The organism is Fertoeibacter niger, assembly GCF_009380135.2.
Classification (GTDB): domain Bacteria; phylum Pseudomonadota; class Alphaproteobacteria; order Rhodobacterales; family Rhodobacteraceae; genus Fertoeibacter; species Fertoeibacter niger.
Genome location: NZ_WHUT02000012.1, coordinates 14,462 through 31,002, shown reverse-complemented (window position 1 = coordinate 31,002; position 16,541 = coordinate 14,462). Strand labels below are relative to the sequence as shown.

Genomic DNA, 16,541 nt, shown 5'->3' with positions numbered 1-16,541 from the left:
TAGCACGAAGCAAGAACATCCGCCAGTTTCTTTCCGCGCCCTATCACGCACAGCGGGTTTGCAGGCTGCGGCCGCAAAGGAAAGGCGACACTCGCCGATCGGATTGCGACACATTCCGCGTGATCGGCTGAAAACCCCTGAAATCATGGCATTTTTGTGAAACCGAGGCATGCGTTTTCCGCAGGGCGGGCATGCTGCGACTGTGGATTGTGATTCTTTCCCAGCACGCCTATTTGGCAATCACGAAGCAGGAACGCTTCAAAAACACGCAGTTTAAAAAGGATAACCGCCATGGCCGCCGTCAATACGACCCGCCCGGCGCCGTTCGGCGCGATCTCGACCTTCCGCTTTGTCCAAATCGTCGGTGGCACCTTTGCCGCCCTCGCCGCCTGGAACGACGCCCGCGTGACGCGCAATGCGCTGTGCAAACTGTCGGACCGCGAACTGGACGACATCGGCCTGTGCCGGGGCGACATCGACAGCATCTGACCTGTCGCGCCCCAAAGGGCGAAACACATCAGCCGATCAGGGCCGCAGCGGGAAACCGGGGCGGCCTTTTGATTTCAGGCTCCATCAGGCCCCTGCCTGCCGCTCCAGCGCCGCGACACCCCGCGCGATCTGAGCTGACAGAAACACCGTCACCGGATCGGCCTGCATCAGCGCGGCACCCAGAAGGTCAAACCCCTCGCCCGCCTTCAGCGCCGTCACCCGCGCGTCATAACTGGCGGCACCCACCTTGTAGTGGATCGTCGCCTTCATGCCGAACCCGCACAGCAGCACAAGCAGCAACGGTTTCACAAAACCGCGGCGCGAGCGGTCGGGACGGCGGTAATGTGAGCGGCCCAGCGCCCCTTCGGCCTCGAACCCCATGCCGGCAGAATGGGCCTGTTCGATACGCGCCACGCGCCCGTAAAAATCCCGCAGATTGGGATCGGACATGATCGACACCCGGATTGCGTAAGGCCCCCGCCAAAGGCGCTGATACGCCCGAAAAATGGCGATTCTAGGGCATTTTGCCCGTCGGTTGACCCAGGGTCAGCCGCGCCGCAGCGTCAGCGCCGCCCATTCGCCCAGATCCTCGCGGTGATCCAGCGTGAAGCCGACAGCGGCATAGGCCGCCGTTATCGCCTCGGCCTGCACCACCAGCAGGCCCGACAGAATGGCAATGCCGCCCAGTGCCACATGCCGCGCCATGTCGGGGGCCAGTTCGACCAGCGGGCCTTTCAGGATATTGGCAAACACCAGATCAAAGGGCGTCACCTCGGCATAGCGCGGGTGCTGAAAACCCGCAGCCTCGAAACACTCCACCCGGCCCTCCAGCGCGTTGATCGCCACATTGGCCAGTGCCACATCCACCGCCACCTCGTCGATGTCGGATGCGATCACCAGCGCATCGGGCAGAATGGCCGCCGCCGCCATGCCCAGCACCGCCGTGCCGCAGCCGATATCGGCGACCTTTGCCGGGCTGAAACCCTGATCCGCCAGCCGGTCAAAGGCCCGCAGACAGCCCAGCGTCGTGCCGTGGTGCCCGGTGCCAAAGGCCACCGTCGCCTCGATCTGCAAGGGCACGCGGCCACCCTGCGCCAGCACTTCGGGCACGGTATGGGCATCATGGCTGCCATAAACATAAAAACGCCCGGCCTCGACCGGCGACAATTCGCGCCGCACCTTGGCCACCCAGTCAATCTCGGGCAGTTCCGACAGGGCAAAGGGCCGCGCGCCAAAGGCCATGGCCAGCAGTTCCAGCGTCACCGTATCCGGCGCTTCCAGAAAGTAGCCGCCGACTTCCCACAGGCCCGACCCGTCCTCGATCTCGAACACGCCCACGCCGGTGGGTTCGGGCACCATCCGCTCCATCGCTTCGGCAAGGCCTTCGGCGGCATCCTGCCCCGGCAGGGTGGTCAGCGCGGAATAGGTGGGCATGGCTATATCCTGTCAGGGGGCGTGGCAGGGCGGCGATAGCCCCCGCCCCGGCTGGCGTCAAGCCTGCCGGGGCTGTCACCCGCGCGGCAGCGCCCGCCCCCCGGTGATCACCCGCAGGATCTGGCGGGCAAAGCTGGACCAGCGCATGTCGGCATAATCCCGTTCCCCCGCCAGCAAGGCCAGAAACCGGCGCTGCACGCCCGGCTGCCGCGCCAGACTGCGCAGGAAACGCCCCCGCAACAGCGGATGATAGACCAGCGCGCGCAACCGCCGGGCGTGGCGCATTTCCGCCGCCACCGGGGCCAGCGCCGCATCATAGCGCGCAAAGGCCTGCCCCGGATGGCCCGCCGCAATCGCCGCCGCCGCCGCACGCCCCGCCAGTTGCCCGCTTTTCATCGCCCAGGCGATGCCCTCGCCGGTCAGCGGATCAACCAGCCCCGCCGCATCGCCCGCCAGCAGCACAGGCCCCCGGCCCGGAGGCTGGCGCGCATCGCCAAAGGGCAAAAACGCCCCCTTGCAGCGCAGATCATCCGCCGCCTGCCCGTGCAGCGCCAGATAATCCGCCAGCCGCGCCTGCATTTTCGGGTTGCGGCCATGCACGCCGCCCACGCCCAGCGTGACGCTGCCGCGCTTGGGAAAGGACCAGCCATAGCCCCAGGCCACCGCCGCCATGTCGATCTCGACCACCGGGTCGGCGGGGGGCGCATCATGCGGCACCTCGGCCTCCATCGCAAAACCGATGCGGTCGGGGTCATAGGCCCGGCCATGAAGCGCCTTGGCGGTGATCGAATTCACGCCATCCGCCCCGATCAGCACCCGCGCGGTCAGGTGGCGGCCATCCTCCAGCGTCACCGCAGGCAAGGCAGGGTCAATGCGCGCGATGCGCTGGCCGGTGAAGTCCTGCGCGCCGGCGGCAATGGCCAGCCCGTGCAGCCAGCCGTCAAAATCCACCCGCATGGTCAGATGCAGCGGAGGTGCATCCGCCAGATCTCCCAGCACCACCGTCCCCGCCATGATGCGCACCCTGCGCGATTCCAGCGCCATGCCGGGCGGCAGGGTTGCCCCGAAAATCTCGTGGATATAGGCGCGGCTGCGCCCGGTGATGCCACCGCCGCACAGCTTGTCGCGCGGGAAGCGCGCCTTGTCGATCAGCGCCACCGTCAGGCCCTTGCGGCAGGCCGTCACCGCCGCCGCTGCGCCCGCAGGCCCCGCCCCGATGATGATGACATCCAGCACCCGGGGCGGCGCGCTCAGGCGGAAACGCCGGTGCCGATCGGGCAGGTCACGCCAGTGCCGCCGATCCCGCAATAGCCGCCGGGGTTCTTCGCCAGATACTGCTGATGGTAATCCTCGGCATAGTAGAATTCCGGCGCGGGAATGATCTCGGTCGTGATCCGGTCGCGGCCCGCAGCACTCAGCGCCGCCTGATACACGGCGCGCGACGATTCAGCCGCCGCCGCCTGCTCGGGCGAGTAGGTGTATATGCCGCTGCGATATTGCGTGCCCATGTCATTGCCCTGCCGCATGCCCTGCGTGGGATCGTGGTTTTCCCAGAACAGTTTCAGCACACCTTCATAGGGCAGCACGGCGGGGTCATAGATCACGCGCACCACCTCGTTATGCCCGGTCTGGCCGGTGCAGACCTCCTGATACGTCGGGTTCGGGGTATGTCCCGCCGCATAGCCCACCATGGTCAGCCAGATGCCGCGCGGCGCCTGCCAGAACTTCCGCTCCACCCCCCAGAAACAGCCCATGCCGAACATCGCCTCGGCCATGCCCTCGGGCACCGGCGATTTCAGCGGCAGGCCCGACAGGAAATGCGTGGCGGCCGTGGGGATCGGCATCGCGCGGCCCTTCAGCGCCGCCTCGGCCGTCACCATTTCAGATTTCTTGCGGTTCAGCAGGAACATGTCAGACCCTCCGTTGCTCGACCAGATATAGGGCAGCCCGCCGCACCCCGCCAGTTCGATAACGCAAGAGTTGAGCGTGGCACTTGCAGGACGGGCACCCAAGATTTTTTCGAAAAAATCTTGCAAAAATTTCCGGAAATTTTTGGCCCAACGCCCAAGGTTGCGGCGAAACCCTTACAGAAAACTCTGCGGGTCGATGTCGATGGCCAGCCGCAGGTTGGCGGGCTGTTTCAACTGGGCCACCCATTCGGCCAGCGCCGCCTGCAAGGGCGCGCCCTTGTCGGCCTTCACCAGCAGGCGCACCCGGTGGCGCCCGCGCACCCGGGCAATCGGCGCGGGGGCGGGCCCGAACACCTGCGCCCCGATCCGGCGCAATGGCCCGTCGCGCCGCGCCAGTTCGGCACCAAAATCGAACACCTGCGCCACATCGGGCGAGGACAGGATGATGCCTGCCATCCGCCCGTAGGGCGGCACACCGGCAATGCGGCGCTCATCCGCCTCGGCCCGCCAAAAGGCCTCTTCATCGCCGCCCAGAATGGCGCGGATGACGGGGTGTTCGGGCTGATAGCTTTGCAGCAATGCCACCCCCGGCTTGTCACGCCGCCCCGCCCGGCCCGCCACCTGCCGCATCAGTTGGAACGTGCGCTCCGCCGCGCGAAGGTCAGACCCTTGCAGGCCAAGGTCGGCGTCGATCACCCCCACCAGCGTCAGCAGCGGAAAGTTGTGCCCCTTGGCCACGATCTGCGTGCCGATGATGATATCCGCCCCGCCGGCCGCAATCGCGCCGATCTGTTCCTTCAACGCCCGCGCGGAACCGAACAGATCCGACGACAGCACCGCCACCCGCGCCGTGGGAAACCGCGCCGCCACCTCTTCGGCCAGCCGCTCCACCCCCGGTCCGACCGGGGCCATGCGCCCCTCCACCTTGCAGGACGGGCAGGCCAGCGGCATCGGTTTGGTCGCGCCGCACTGGTGGCAGACAAGGCGTTTCAGAAACCGGTGTTCCACCATCCGCGCATCGCAATCGTCGCAGCCGACCTGATGCCCGCAGGCCCGGCAGATGGTGACGGGCGCATAGCCGCGGCGGTTCAAAAACAGTAGCGCCTGTTCGCCAGCCGCCACCCGCGCATCCACCGCCCGCGCCAGGGGTTCGGAAATCCAGCGGTCGGAAGGCAGTTTTTCGCCGCGCATGTCGATGGCCCGCATGTCGGGCAGTTCCGCCACGCCGAACCGCGCGCCCAGATCAAGCCGCGTGTATTTGCCCGCCTCGGCATTGGCCCAGCTTTCCAGCGATGGCGTGGCCGAGGCCAGGATCACCTGACAGCCCGCAATCGCCGCCCGCAGAACCGCCATGTCGCGCGCATGGTAAAGCACCCCTTCTTCCTGCTTGTAGGAGGTGTCGTGCTCTTCATCCACCACCACCAGCCCCAGGTCGCGGAATGGCAGGAACAGCGCCGACCGCGCGCCCGCCACAAACCCCGCCTGCCCCGCCGCCACCATCTGCCACAGCCGTCGCCGTTCGGTCATCGTCACGCCGGAATGCCATTCGGCGGGGCGGGCACCGAACCGCACCTCCACCCGTTCCAGAAACTCCGCCGTCAGGGCAATCTCGGGCAACAGCACCAACGCCTGCCGCCCCTGCCGCAGACATTCGGCCACCGCCTCCAGATATACCTCGGTCTTGCCAGACCCGGTGACGCCTTTCAGCAGCGTCGTGCCATAGCCGCCCATCGCCACCGCCGCCACCAGTGCATCGCCCGCCATCACCTGATCGCCCATCAGGCGCGGCCCCTGCCGGTCAGGGTTCAGCGGCGGATAGGGCAGATCGCGTGGGGCGTCCTCCTCCACCACCGCGCCAGTTTTCACCAACCCCTTGACCACCGAGGCCCCCACCCCGGCCTCGGCCAACAGTTCGGCCAGCGTCACCGCCGCCCCGCCATAGGCGCGCAGCACATCCAGCACCCGCAGCCGCGCCTCGGTCGCCCGCGCAGGCACGTCGCCCCCCAGCCGGTAGACGCGCCGCGTGGCGGGCGGGTCGCCCAGCCCCGGTGCGCGGGTGGCCAGCCGCAGCATCGCGGGCAGCGGCGTCAGCGTATAGTCGGCGGCCCGTGCCAGAAAGGCGCGCATCTCATCGCGCATCGGCGGAGCATCCAGCACGCGTCCGATGGGGCGGCATTTCGCCGGGTCAAACCCGCCCTGCGGCCCGCCCCAGACCACGCCCAGAACGCGGCGCGGCCCCAGCGGCACCTCGACAAAATCGCCAAGCGCGCAGCCGCCCTCGGGCGCGCGGTAATCCAGCACGCGGCCCAAAGGCTGTGTGGTCAGCACGCCCACCAGCGCCCCTTCGGCAAATTGCCCCGTCACCCGCGCCTCGCTTTCCCGCCTGTCGCCGCACCGCCCGTCTGGCCGCACAAGTCTTTCCCCGCGCGGCCAGTTGCGCTATTACACCCCCGGCACCCGCCGCAACACCCCTGCCGAGGATAGGAACGCCCGATGAAATTCTTTGTCGATACCGCCGATGTCGCCGCGATTGCGGAACTGAATGATCTGGGCATGGTGGACGGCGTCACCACCAACCCCTCGCTGATCCTGAAATCGGGCCGCGACATTCTGGAAGTGACCAAGGAAATCTGCTCCATCGTATCCGGCCCGGTATCGGCCGAGGTCGTGGCGCTGGAGGCAGATGCCATGATCGCCGAGGGCCGCAAACTGGCCGAGATCGCGCCGAACATCACCGTCAAGGTGCCGCTGACCTGGGCCGGGCTGCAAACCTGCAAGACACTGTCGAACGACGGGTTCATGGTCAACGTGACGCTGTGCTTTTCCGCCAATCAGGCGCTGCTGGCAGCCAAGGCCGGGGCCACGTTCATCAGCCCCTTCATCGGGCGGCTTGATGACATCAACCTTGATGGCCTTGACCTGATCAGCGACATCCGCACCATCTATGACAATTACGACTTCAAGACGCAGATCCTGGCCGCCTCGATCCGCACCGCCAACCATGTCACGCAATGCGCGCTGATCGGCGCCGATGTGATCACCGCGCCGCCCGCCGTCATCAAGGGGCTGGCCAGCCATGTGCTGACCGACAAGGGGTTGGAACAGTTCATGAAAGACTGGGCCAAGACCGGGCAGAAGATCATCTGACACCCGATTGCCGGTCGCCTGCAAACACCCTGCGGCCCGCCTGCAAAGGGCGGGCCGTTCCGTTGGCGGCGGGGGCCGGGCTGGTGGCGGTGCGGGGTGATTGCCACACCTGACTGTTTCGGCCACAGCGCATTGCGAAAAAAGCACAAGATATTCCGTCACAGTCTTGATACTGTCACCCGCAGTTGAACAAGCGGTAGGCCCCATGATCGAACCCGACCTGCGAGACCGCATACTTGCCGAACCCGAGGTGATCCTTGAGGATCATGATCTGATGCGCGCGCTGATCGCCGCGAACGAGCGTGCGATGGGCAGCAATATCGTCGATCTGCGCGGCATCGCGATGGAACGGCTGGAAAGCCGCCTTGACCGGCTGGAGGATACGCACCGTTCCGTCATCGCCGCCGCCTATGAAAACCTTGCCGGCACCAATCAGGTCCACCGCGCGCTGTTGCAGATGCTGGACCCGCTGAGTTTCGAGGATTTCCTGATCTCGCTGGGCGGCGAGGTGGCGCAGACCCTGCGGGTGGATTGCATCCGGCTGGTGCTGGAATCGGTGCAAAGCGCCGAAGACCCGACGCTGAGGCGGTTGGGTGATGTGCTGTTCGTGGCCGAGCCGGGCTTTGTGGCCGAGTATCTGGCGGGCGGGCGCAATGTGCCGCTGCGGCCCGTGACGCTGCGCCAGACCATCCCCAGTTCCGACCAGATCTATGGCGACCGTGCGGCGTGGATCCGGTCCGAGGCCTTGATGCGGCTGGATTTCGGCAAGGGGCGGTTGCCCGGCATGCTGGTGATGGGGGCCGAAGACCCGCATCATTTCAAACCCACCCAAGGCACGGATCTGCTGGCATTTTTCGCCGGAGTGTTCGAGCGGACAATGCGCCGCTGGCTGTCGTGAGCCTTGCCATCGCGCCTGCCGCACGGGCCGCCATGGCGGAATGGCTGGACCATCTGCGTGTTCTGAATGGCGCGGCAGAAAACACCGTGAAGGCCTATGCCACGGATATCACGGGGTATCTGGCTTTCATGGCCCAGCATCGCGGCGGGGCCGAGGGGTTGGCCGCGCTGATCACCCTGCCCCATGCCGATCTGCGGGCCTGGATGGCGCATGAACGCGCCCGGGGTGTGGGGGCGCGGTCGCTGGCGCGGGCACTGTCGGCGGTGAAGGGCTTTACCGGCTGGCTGGCGGAACGTGACGGCGCCGATGCCACGGCGGTCCTGTCCACCCGCAGCCCGAAGTTCCGCCGCAAGCTGCCGCGCCCGTTGGCCGTCGATGCGGCGCGCGCGATGATCGGCACCGTGGGCGAACAAGGGGCGGAAGACTGGATTTCCGCGCGCGATCAAGCGGTTGTGACCCTGCTTTACGGCTGCGGCCTGCGCATATCCGAGGCTTTGGGCCTGACCGGCGCGGCCCATCCGCTGCCCGACACCCTGCGCATCACCGGCAAGGGCGGCAAGGAACGGCTGGTGCCGGTGCTGCCGGTCGCGCGTTCCGCGGTGGCGCGTTATGCCGCCCTTTGCCCCTTTGACCTTGCCGCCGGTGAACCGCTGTTTCGCGGGGCGCGCGGCGGCGCGCTGAACCCGCGCCAGATTGCGTTGGTGATGGAAAAGGCGCGCAACCAGCTGGGCCTGCCCGCCACGGCCACGCCACATGCGATGCGGCATTCCTTTGCCACGCATCTTCTGAACGCGGGCGGCGATCTGCGGGCCATTCAGGAACTGCTGGGCCATGCGTCGCTTTCCACCACCCAGGCCTATACCGCCGTCGATACCGCCCGGTTGATGGAGGTTTACGCCCGCGCCCATCCCCGCGCCTAACAGCTTGCAATTTCTACTGAATCGGATCAATAGCCCGTGATGACACCACGCCTGAAAGCCCTGTCCGTCCACCTTTTGACCGCCACCGGCGCGGTGCTGTCGATGCTGGCGATGCTGGCCGCGGTCGAGGGCAAATGGGATCTGATGTTCCTGTGGCTGGTGCTTGCGCTGATTGTCGATGGCATCGACGGCCCGCTGGCCCGGCGCTATGACGTGCGCACCAACTGGCCCACCTATGACGGCGTGCTTTTGGATCTGATCATCGATTATCTGACCTATGTGTTCATCCCGGCCTATGCGCTGTTCAAATCCGGCCTGCTGGACGGCTGGGAAGGCTGGATCGCCATCATCGTCATCGTCTATGGGTCCGTCATCTATTTTGCCGATACGCGCATGAAAACAAAGGATTACTCCTTTGCGGGCTTTCCTGCCTGCTGGAACATGGTGGTGCTGGTGCTGTTTGCCGTTACCCCGTCCGAAACGGTGATCCTGGGCATCGTGCTGGCGCTGACCGTGGCGATGTTCACCAATCTGAAATTCGTGCATCCGGTGCGCACGGCGCGCTGGCGGTGGGTGACATTGCCCATGGCGCTGGCCTGGGTGGTCTGCGCGGGCTGGGCGGCCTGGGTGGATTTCCACCCGCAAAGCTGGGCGCATTGGGGGCTGGTGATCACCTCGATCTACCTTTGTGTCGCGGGGGTGGCGCAGCAGCTGATCCCGCCGCGCAAGACCGCGTGATTCCCGTGCACCGATGATGCACAGGTGATGCAGACGCGGCAGGAACACTCCCGCCACGATCAGCCCCGCATGCATGGCCTTTTTCGGTGACAGACCTTCGCCGAACGCCCGTCGCACCGCGAAGAGGACCGGGATTTCGCACATCACCACCACCGCGGCAACCAAGGGCCAGCGTGTTGGCCCGGACAGCAATTGCGCGAGGCCCACGTGCTGCGACCGCGCCTGTTGCGCGGCCCTGGCCGGCCGCGGGGGAGGGTTTCACACCCTCCCCCGACCCCTCCCGTGGGATATTTGTGGACAGAAAATGAGGGAAGGGGTCAGAGCAGAAGCGATGCCGCACCCTCATGGCGCAGCAGGGCCACCTTGGTTTCGATCCCGCCGGGCGCGGAAAAGCCGCCAAGGCCCTGCGCCCCCAGAACCCGGTGGCAAGGGATCAGGATGGGCAGCGGGTTGGCCCCGCAGGCCTGCCCGATGGCCTGCGCGGACACGCCCAATTCCTTTGCCAGATCGCCGTAGCGCCGGGTTTCGCCATGGGGAATGGCGCAGAGCGCGGCCAGAAACCGCGCCTGAAACCCCTGCCCCAGGGCCAGCGGCAGGGCAAATTCCGTCAGCCGCCCCGCGAAATAGGCGGCAAGCTGGACCTTGGCATCGTCCAGCAGGGGCGAGGTATCGGCACCATCGCCAGCCCAGCGCAGGCGGGTCAGGCGGCTGTCCTCTTCTGTCAGGGTCAGGGGGCCGAAGGGGCTGGCGAAGCTGGCCTGCCGGATCATCGCGGGGCCCGGGCTCATCGCGGGGCCTGTGCCAAGGGGCGGAACGCCGCGCGCAGCATGTCGGCCATGCCGTCGATTGCCGGGGATGACCCGTTCGGGTTGCGGCGCAGAACCACGCGCGCGGAATCCACACCGGGAAAGCCGTCTGCCGCCGTCAGTTCCCGGCAGCCTTCTGGGATCGTGCTGCGCGAGATCGGCGCAATCGCCAGCCCGCCTTGCAGCGCGCCCCGCATGGCCCCCGCATCGTCGCATTCAAAGGCCACCCGCCAGCGCAGGCCCTGCTGATCCAGCGACCGTTGCGCAAAATCGCGGCACCAGTCTGACCGGAAGTAGATGGCAACCGGGACCGGGCTGCGCAGATGCTGGCCATGGGCAACGGATGTGGCCCAGACCGTCGGATCGATGCCCAGCAGTTCGCCCTCCTCCACATAATGCCAGTCATAGACCACGGCGAGGTCGATCTCATCGCGTGCCAGCGCCTGCAACTGCGGGGCGGAGTGGTCGCAGCGGATGAACACCTGGGCCCCGGGGTGGCGTTCGGCAAAGGCGGCCAGGGCGCGCGGCAGGACAGAGCCGGAATATTCGTCCGGAATGCCCACCCGCACCGGGCCGGTCAGCGGTTTGACCCGCAGCGCCACGGCTGCCTCGTCCAGCAGGCCCACCACGCGGCGGGCATAGGGCAACAGTTGCTGCCCCCGGGCGGTCAGCGCCACACCGCGCGGCAGGCGCAGGAACAGGCTTTGGCCAAGGCTGTTCTCCAGCCGCCGGATCTGCATCGACACCGCCGATTGCGTGCGCCCGATGCGGTCAGCGGCCCCGGTCACGCTGCCGGTATCGGCAACGGCCAGAAAGGCGCGCATCAGGTCGCTGTCGAGGGGAATGGTCATGGCATGCCATCAACGGAGGCGATGGATCCTATCAGTGCTATTCGTTTGTCTTATGTCAAGCGCCGGGTGCAGATGGGGCTTCTTTGCCGGAGGTTTGCCATGTTCGCGCTTTCCCGCCTTTGTGCCCTGTGGCAGCGCCACCAGTCGCTTGGGCCGTTGCTGCACCGCGCCGATGACCATCTGCTGCGCGACATCGGCCTGATGCGGGATGATCTGGAGCAATTGCTTCAGGGCAATGACAGCCGGATCGGCCCCGATGCCGATTGCGGATCAACCGGTCGGCCGCGCTGTGACGCCTGCAACGATCCCTCTTGCTGAAGCCGTCCCGCCACGCGGCGCACGTCGGGCATCAGGGGCCGCCAGTCTGCCGCCAATGCGCGGGCGGTGTCCGAGGGGCAGAAGGTTTTCCCCCTGCCCCGCCGGTGTGCCATATCCATCAGCGCCGCGGCTATCGCCTCATCCGAGGGCGTCATTGCAGCGCGCGCAAGTATGCGGGTGCTTGTGCGTGCCCACATCCGGCAGGATCTGCCAGCAGCGCTGGCATTTTTCGCCCTCGGCCAGTTCGAACACCACGCCCACGCCCGGCACATCGGGCAGGCGGAAGGCCTCGTCCGGGGCCGGATCGGCGGTCAGTTGAAGCGACGAGGTGATGCAAAGCTCGGCAAAATCCAGCGATTTCAGGGCGCTGAGGATCGCGGTATCGGCCACATGCACCACCGGCGCGGCCTCCAGACTTGCGCCGATGACCTTGGCGGTGCGCTGCACCTCCAGCGCCGCCGTGACCACGCGGCGGACCTGCCGCAGTTGCGCCCATTTGGCCGCCAGCGGTTCATCCAGCCAGTCGGCGGGCGTGTCGGGCATGTCTTGCAGATGCACCGACGAATCCGCGCCGGGGAAGCGGGCCAGCCACAGATCCTCCATCGTGAACACCAGAACCGGGGCCAGCCAGGTCGTCAGCCGGTGGAACACGATATCCATCACCGTGCGGGTGGAACGGCGGCGCAGGCTGCCCGGGGCGTCGCAATAGAGCGCGTCCTTGCGGATGTCGAAATAGACCGCCGACAGATCGGTGGTGGCGAAGGTGAACAGCTTCTGGAACACGCCCTGGAAGTCGTAGGCCGCGTAACCCTTGCGCACCTCGCGGTCCAGTTCGGCCAGGCGGTGCAGCACCCAGCGTTCCAGTTCCGGCATGTCCTGCGGTGCCACCTTTTCGGCATCGGTGAAACCCGCGAGGTTGCCCACAAGGAAACGCATTGTGTTGCGCAGGCGGCGATAGCTGTCGGCCACGCCTTTCAGGATTTCCTTCCCGATGCGCAGGTCGATCGTGTAGTCGGATTGTGCCACCCACAGCCGCAGGATATCGGCGCCGTATTCCTTGATGACTTCTTCCGGGGCCACGGTGTTGCCCAGGGATTTGGACATTTTCATGCCCTTTTCATCCAGCGTGAAACCGTGGGTCAGAACACCGCGATAGGGCGCGCGGCCCTTGGTGCCACAGGCTTGCAGCATTGACGAATGGAACCAGCCGCGGTGCTGGTCGGTGCCCTCCAGATAGAGGTCGGCCAAGCCGTCCTCGCTGCCATCCTTGCGGTCGCGCAGAACGAAGGCGTGGGTGGAGCCAGAGTCGAACCACACATCCAGCACGTCGAACACCTGCGTATAGGCGGCAGGATCATGCAGGCCCTGAAGGATGCGTTCCTTGAAGCCTTGCACATACCACACATCCGCGCCGTTTTCCTCGAATTCCGCAAGGATGCGGGCATTCACCTGCGCATCGCGCAAAACATAGTCGGCATCGGTGGGTTGCGCGCCGTTCTTCACAAAACAGGTCAACGGCACGCCCCAAGCGCGTTGTCTTGACAGAACCCAGTCGGGTCTGGCTTCGATCATCGAGTAGAGGCGGTTGCGGCCGGTCTGCGGCGTCCATTGCACCAGTTGGTCGATGCTCATCAGCGCGCGCTTGCGGATGGTTTCGCCGTAGGTGGTCAGCCCGTCATCCAGCGGCTTGTCGATGGCAACGAACCATTGCGGGGTGTTGCGGTAGATCAGCGGGGCCTTGGAGCGCCAGGAATGCGGATAGCTGTGTTTCAGCTTGCCCTTGGCGAACAGGGCACCCGTGTAGGCCAGTTGCTTGATGACCGACACGTTGGCCGGGCCTTCCTTGCCCTCGGGCGTCAGGATCGCCTGGCCGCCGAACAGCGGCAGGTTGGCGCGGTAGGAGCCATCGGGTTCGACGTTGTAGGTCAGCTTGAAGTCGGGGTAATCGTCCTTGAACTTCAGATACATCTGATAGTCGTCATCGCCGTGGCTCGGGGCGGTGTGGACAAAGCCGGTGCCCGCATCGTCGGTGACGTGATCACCCGGCAGCATCGGCACGTCGAAATCCCATTCGCCCATGCCGCCTTCGATGGCGCGGAAGGGGTGGGCGAGGGTGACATGCCCCAATTCATCAGGTGTTACATCGGATATGCGGCGATACATGGTATCGTCGAGCTTTGCTGCCGCCATGACCTGAACTGCGAGCGCGTCAGACAAGACAAGGCGTTCTCCGATAACGGCCGTGGACTGCTCCGGGCGGCCTATAACCTCGTATAGCCCGTAGGGGATGCTCGGTCCGTAGGAAACAGCGCGATTTTGTGGGATCGTCCATGGAGTTGTCGTCCATATGACAACTTTAGCCCCTGACAAGTTGGACGCCCGCGCGTTCACTTCATCAAGGTTGCCGCCAGAGGCTCCGGTCTGCACTACCTTAAACCGCACCCACACCGTATGCGAGGTGTGGTCGTGATACTCCACCTCCGCCTCGGCCAGCGCGGTCTTCTCGACCGGCGACCACATGACGGGTTTGGAGCCCTGATAGAGCGAGCCGTTCATGACAAACTTCATGAACTCCGCCGCGATTACCGCCTCGGCGTGGTAGTCCATCGTCAGATACGGATCGGCCCAGTTGCCGGTGATGCCCAGCCGCTTGAATTCCTCGCGCTGCACGTCGATCCAGCCTTCGGCGAATTTGCGGCATTCCTGGCGGAAGGCGACGATATCCACATCGTCCTTGTTCAGCCCCTTGGCGCGGTATTGCTCCTCGATCTTCCACTCGATCGGCAGGCCGTGGCAATCCCAGCCGGGCACATAGCGGGCGTCCTTGCCCATCATCTGCTGGCTGCGCACCACCATGTCCTTCAGCACTTTGTTCAGCGCGTGGCCGATGTGCAAATGACCGTTGGCATAGGGGGGGCCGTCATGCAGCGTGAACGGCCTGCGGCCCGGCTTTTCGCGCAGGCGGTCGTAGACGCCGATCTGTTCCCACCGCGCCAGCCATTCGGGTTCACGCTGCGGCAGGGCGGCGCGCATGGGAAAATCGGTTTCCGGCAGGAAAACGGTGTCGCGGTAATCAACGTCAGAAGTTTCGGGCGTGGTGGTATCGGCGCACATCGGATGCGGTCCTTGATGGAAGGGATGGGGTGGCGCGACGCGGGGTCAAGCGCCCAAGCATTCAGTCCCGGCGGCTGAACAGTGTCAGCGCGCCGGGCCGGTAATTCGATGAAGGATCGCGGTTTGATGCAGCATGTTGGCCTTATAGCCGCCTGCCCTGCGCCGGTCCAGTGGGCGGGAAATCCCGAGTTCCGTGCGTTGGCGCACAATGACTGTCCGCCACAGGATGCCAGTGCAAACTTGCAGGAATCGCCACAGGCCCCAGATAAAGCAGAATAACGGCGGCTTTCCCGCCCCCCCCACTTCGGTCACACCCAGAAAGGGCAGATCATGACCCGCATTCCCGGTATCCACCACGTCACGGCCATTTCCGGCCCGGCGCAGGCCAATGTCAGCTTTTACACCCGCGTGCTGCAACAGCGGCTGGTGAAAAAGACGGTGAACTTTGACGACCCCGGCACCTATCACCTGTATTACGGCGACGCGACCGGCAGCCCCGGCACGATCCTGACGTTTTTCCCCTTTGCCGATGCGGGGTCGGGCCGCGCCGGGCCGGGCATGGCCAGCGCATTCGCCTATGCCGTGCCCGAGGGCCGGTTTGATGCGGTGATGGAAGGGCTGGCGCTGGCGGCGGTGGATTTTGCCGGGCCTGAGGTTCGCTTTGGCCAGCGGGTGATCACGCTGCGCGACCCCGATGGCGCGCCGGTGGCACTGGTGGAAACCGCCCGCCCGGGCGCTGTGCCGCATGAGTTTCATTCCGTGACGCTGTGGGAGAAAGACCCAAGCCGCACGGCGCGGCTGCTGAGCGATGTGTTCGGCTATGCCGATGGCGGGACCGAAGCGTTCAAGGGTGGCGAGCGGCTGCGCCTGATCGCCACCGGCGATGCGGCGGGCAATATCGTGGACATCATCCGCAAGGATGCCGCGGCACCGGGGCGCCCGGGCGCGGGCACCATCCACCATATCGCGTTCCGCGCCCGCACGCAGGACGAACAGCACGGCTGGCAGGAAAAGCTGGCTTCCGTGGGCCATCGCACCACCGAGGTGATCGACCGGCAGTATTTCAACGCGATCTACTTCCGCGAGCCCGGCGGCGTGCTGTTCGAAATTGCCACCGACGCCCCCGGCTTTGCGGTGGACGAGCCGGTAGCGACGCTGGGGCAGGCCCTGAAATTGCCGCCGAAATATGAGGCGCACCGGGGCCGGATCGAACAGGTGCTGCCGCCGCTGAAGGTGGCCTCGTGATCCGTTCGGGGGCAAAGGGCGCGGCGGCACAGGCGGGGCTTGTGCTGCTGCACGGGCGGGGCGGGGATGCGCAGGACATCCTTGGCCTGCTGACCCATGCGGCGCTGCCGGATGTGGCCGCCGTGGCACCGACGGCGCAGGGCAACAGTTGGTGGTCGTCCAGCTTTCTGGCCCCCTCGGCACAGATGGAACCGCATCTGGCGCGCGGTCTGGCCGTGGTGCGCGACGCCGTGGCGGCGCTGGAGGCTGACGGCCTGCCCCGCAGCAGCATCTGGCTGGCCGGTTTCAGCCAGGGCGCCTGTCTGGCGCTGGAGGCTTTTGCCCGCGATGGTGACGGTCTGGCCGGTGTGTTCGGCTTTTCCGGCGGGCTGGTGGGTGTGGAGGATGCACCGGGCGGGGCGGATGCGGCGCTGTATGGCCATGGGCCGAAGGTGCTGGATTATCCGGGCAGGCGTGATGGCACAGCGGTCTGGCTGTCAGTGCACCAGCGCGATCCGCATATCCCCTTGAAACGGGTGGAGGATACGGCCACCGCCCTGCGCGCCATGGGGGCCGGGGTGCAGGTGCAGGTCTATCCGGGCGCGGGCCATGCGGTGATGCGCGAGGATATCGCCGCGCTGCGGGCGGCGCTGAACCGGGCACATCCTGCTGCCTCGTTCAGCCGCCCATAG

17 protein-coding genes are annotated in these 16,541 nt (G+C 66.0%); 8 read left to right on the top strand and 9 right to left on the bottom strand.

Annotated features, from left to right (window positions below; translation table 11 throughout):
* The first annotated feature begins 291 nt into the window (after positions 1-291).
* Positions 292-489, top strand: a complete 198-nt coding sequence (locus tag GEU84_RS17220; protein WP_152828308.1) for a DUF1127 domain-containing protein — start codon at positions 292-294, stop codon at positions 487-489.
* Between the two features lie 84 nt (positions 490-573).
* On the opposite strand, the gene GEU84_RS17215 is transcribed toward GEU84_RS17220, so the two are convergent.
* The 5 genes from GEU84_RS17215 to GEU84_RS17195 form a co-directional block, all read right to left on the bottom strand.
* Positions 574-939: a hypothetical protein gene (locus GEU84_RS17215; protein ID WP_152828307.1), complete on the bottom strand. Its 366-nt coding sequence runs from the start codon at positions 937-939 to the stop codon at positions 574-576.
* A 96-nt stretch (positions 940-1,035) separates the two neighbouring features.
* Entirely contained in the window at positions 1,036-1,923 is an 888-nt protein-coding gene (locus GEU84_RS17210) for a 50S ribosomal protein L11 methyltransferase (RefSeq protein ID WP_152828306.1), read from the bottom strand.
* A gap of 75 nt (positions 1,924-1,998) precedes the next feature.
* On the bottom strand, positions 1,999-3,159 hold the full coding sequence (locus GEU84_RS17205) for a geranylgeranyl reductase family protein (protein ID WP_174539953.1): 1,161 nt from the start codon (positions 3,157-3,159) through the stop codon (positions 1,999-2,001).
* A 14-nt stretch (positions 3,160-3,173) separates the two neighbouring features.
* A complete protein-coding gene (gene msrA / locus GEU84_RS17200; RefSeq protein WP_152828305.1) occupies positions 3,174-3,833 on the bottom strand; it encodes a peptide-methionine (S)-S-oxide reductase MsrA in 660 nt (219 codons plus the stop codon).
* 174 nt (positions 3,834-4,007) lie between these two features.
* Positions 4,008-6,197 (bottom strand): primosomal protein N', encoded by a 2,190-nt coding sequence (locus GEU84_RS17195; protein ID WP_174539952.1) that lies wholly within the window; start codon positions 6,195-6,197, stop codon positions 4,008-4,010.
* Positions 6,198-6,326: 129 nt separating this feature from the next.
* On the opposite strand from GEU84_RS17195, the gene fsa reads away from it, so the two are divergent.
* The 4 genes from fsa to GEU84_RS17175 all read left to right on the top strand — a co-directional run bounded on the left by fsa (position 6,327) and on the right by GEU84_RS17175 (position 9,536).
* A complete protein-coding gene (gene fsa, locus GEU84_RS17190; protein WP_152828304.1) occupies positions 6,327-6,980 on the top strand; it encodes a fructose-6-phosphate aldolase in 654 nt (217 codons plus the stop codon).
* A 205-nt stretch (positions 6,981-7,185) separates the two neighbouring features.
* The gene (locus GEU84_RS17185; protein WP_152828303.1) at positions 7,186-7,878 is read left to right on the top strand and encodes a DUF484 family protein; all 693 of its coding nucleotides are present in this window, start codon (positions 7,186-7,188) and stop codon (positions 7,876-7,878) included.
* Positions 7,875-8,798: a tyrosine recombinase XerC gene (locus tag GEU84_RS17180; protein ID WP_338144825.1), complete on the top strand. Its 924-nt coding sequence runs from the start codon at positions 7,875-7,877 to the stop codon at positions 8,796-8,798. The genes GEU84_RS17185 and GEU84_RS17180 overlap by 4 nt, the downstream gene beginning before the upstream one ends.
* 39 nt (positions 8,799-8,837) lie before the next feature.
* Complete coding sequence (locus tag GEU84_RS17175) at positions 8,838-9,536, top strand: CDP-alcohol phosphatidyltransferase family protein (RefSeq protein ID WP_152828302.1); 699 nt, start codon at positions 8,838-8,840, stop codon at positions 9,534-9,536.
* Between the two features lie 317 nt (positions 9,537-9,853).
* Here GEU84_RS17175 and GEU84_RS17170 read toward each other — a convergent pair whose 3' ends face one another.
* A complete protein-coding gene (locus tag GEU84_RS17170) occupies positions 9,854-10,324 on the bottom strand; it encodes a methylated-DNA--[protein]-cysteine S-methyltransferase (protein WP_277604975.1) in 471 nt (156 codons plus the stop codon).
* Complete coding sequence (locus tag GEU84_RS17165) at positions 10,321-11,193, bottom strand: LysR family transcriptional regulator (RefSeq protein ID WP_152828301.1); 873 nt, start codon at positions 11,191-11,193, stop codon at positions 10,321-10,323. Before GEU84_RS17165 ends, GEU84_RS17170 begins: the two co-directional genes overlap by 4 nt.
* A 99-nt stretch (positions 11,194-11,292) precedes the next feature.
* On the opposite strand from GEU84_RS17165, the gene GEU84_RS17160 reads away from it, so the two are divergent.
* A complete protein-coding gene (locus tag GEU84_RS17160) occupies positions 11,293-11,511 on the top strand; it encodes a hypothetical protein (RefSeq protein ID WP_174539948.1) in 219 nt (72 codons plus the stop codon).
* On the opposite strand, the gene GEU84_RS17155 is transcribed toward GEU84_RS17160, so the two are convergent.
* Both GEU84_RS17155 and ileS read right to left on the bottom strand, forming a co-directional pair.
* Positions 11,421-11,624, bottom strand: coding sequence for a DUF3253 domain-containing protein (locus GEU84_RS17155; RefSeq protein ID WP_338144828.1), 204 nt, complete (start codon positions 11,622-11,624; stop codon positions 11,421-11,423). The two genes, GEU84_RS17160 and GEU84_RS17155, sit on opposite strands and share 91 nt — an antisense overlap.
* A gap of 25 nt (positions 11,625-11,649) precedes the next feature.
* Positions 11,650-14,625, bottom strand: coding sequence for an isoleucine--tRNA ligase (ileS, locus tag GEU84_RS17150; RefSeq protein WP_152828299.1), 2,976 nt, complete (start codon positions 14,623-14,625; stop codon positions 11,650-11,652).
* Positions 14,626-14,955: 330 nt separating this feature from the next.
* Between ileS and GEU84_RS17145 the strand changes: the two genes are divergently transcribed.
* A complete protein-coding gene (locus GEU84_RS17145) occupies positions 14,956-15,870 on the top strand; it encodes a ring-cleaving dioxygenase (protein WP_152828298.1) in 915 nt (304 codons plus the stop codon).
* On the top strand, positions 15,867-16,541 hold the full coding sequence (locus GEU84_RS17140) for a dienelactone hydrolase family protein (protein WP_174539951.1): 675 nt from the start codon (positions 15,867-15,869) through the stop codon (positions 16,539-16,541). The genes GEU84_RS17145 and GEU84_RS17140 overlap by 4 nt, the downstream gene beginning before the upstream one ends.

Bases quoted from the DNA above. Each gene is read 5' to 3' on its own strand.
- GEU84_RS17220 (WP_152828308.1), top strand. From the start codon at position 292: ATGGCCGCCGTCAATACGACCCGCCCGGCGCCGTTCGGCGCGATCTCG.
- GEU84_RS17215 (WP_152828307.1), bottom strand. From the start codon at position 939: ATGTCCGATCCCAATCTGCGGGATTTTTACGGGCGCGTGGCGCGTATC.
- GEU84_RS17210 (WP_152828306.1), bottom strand. From the start codon at position 1,923: ATGCCCACCTATTCCGCGCTGACCACCCTGCCGGGGCAGGATGCCGCC.
- msrA (WP_152828305.1), bottom strand. From the start codon at position 3,833: ATGTTCCTGCTGAACCGCAAGAAATCTGAAATGGTGACGGCCGAGGCG.
- fsa (WP_152828304.1), top strand. From the start codon at position 6,327: ATGAAATTCTTTGTCGATACCGCCGATGTCGCCGCGATTGCGGAACTG.
- GEU84_RS17185 (WP_152828303.1), top strand. From the start codon at position 7,186: ATGATCGAACCCGACCTGCGAGACCGCATACTTGCCGAACCCGAGGTG.
- GEU84_RS17175 (WP_152828302.1), top strand. From the start codon at position 8,838: ATGACACCACGCCTGAAAGCCCTGTCCGTCCACCTTTTGACCGCCACC.
- GEU84_RS17170 (WP_277604975.1), bottom strand. From the start codon at position 10,324: ATGAGCCCGGGCCCCGCGATGATCCGGCAGGCCAGCTTCGCCAGCCCC.
- GEU84_RS17165 (WP_152828301.1), bottom strand. From the start codon at position 11,193: ATGACCATTCCCCTCGACAGCGACCTGATGCGCGCCTTTCTGGCCGTT.
- GEU84_RS17160 (WP_174539948.1), top strand. From the start codon at position 11,293: ATGTTCGCGCTTTCCCGCCTTTGTGCCCTGTGGCAGCGCCACCAGTCG.
- GEU84_RS17155 (WP_338144828.1), bottom strand. From the start codon at position 11,624: ATGGCACACCGGCGGGGCAGGGGGAAAACCTTCTGCCCCTCGGACACC.
- ileS (WP_152828299.1), bottom strand. From the start codon at position 14,625: ATGTGCGCCGATACCACCACGCCCGAAACTTCTGACGTTGATTACCGC.
- GEU84_RS17145 (WP_152828298.1), top strand. From the start codon at position 14,956: ATGACCCGCATTCCCGGTATCCACCACGTCACGGCCATTTCCGGCCCG.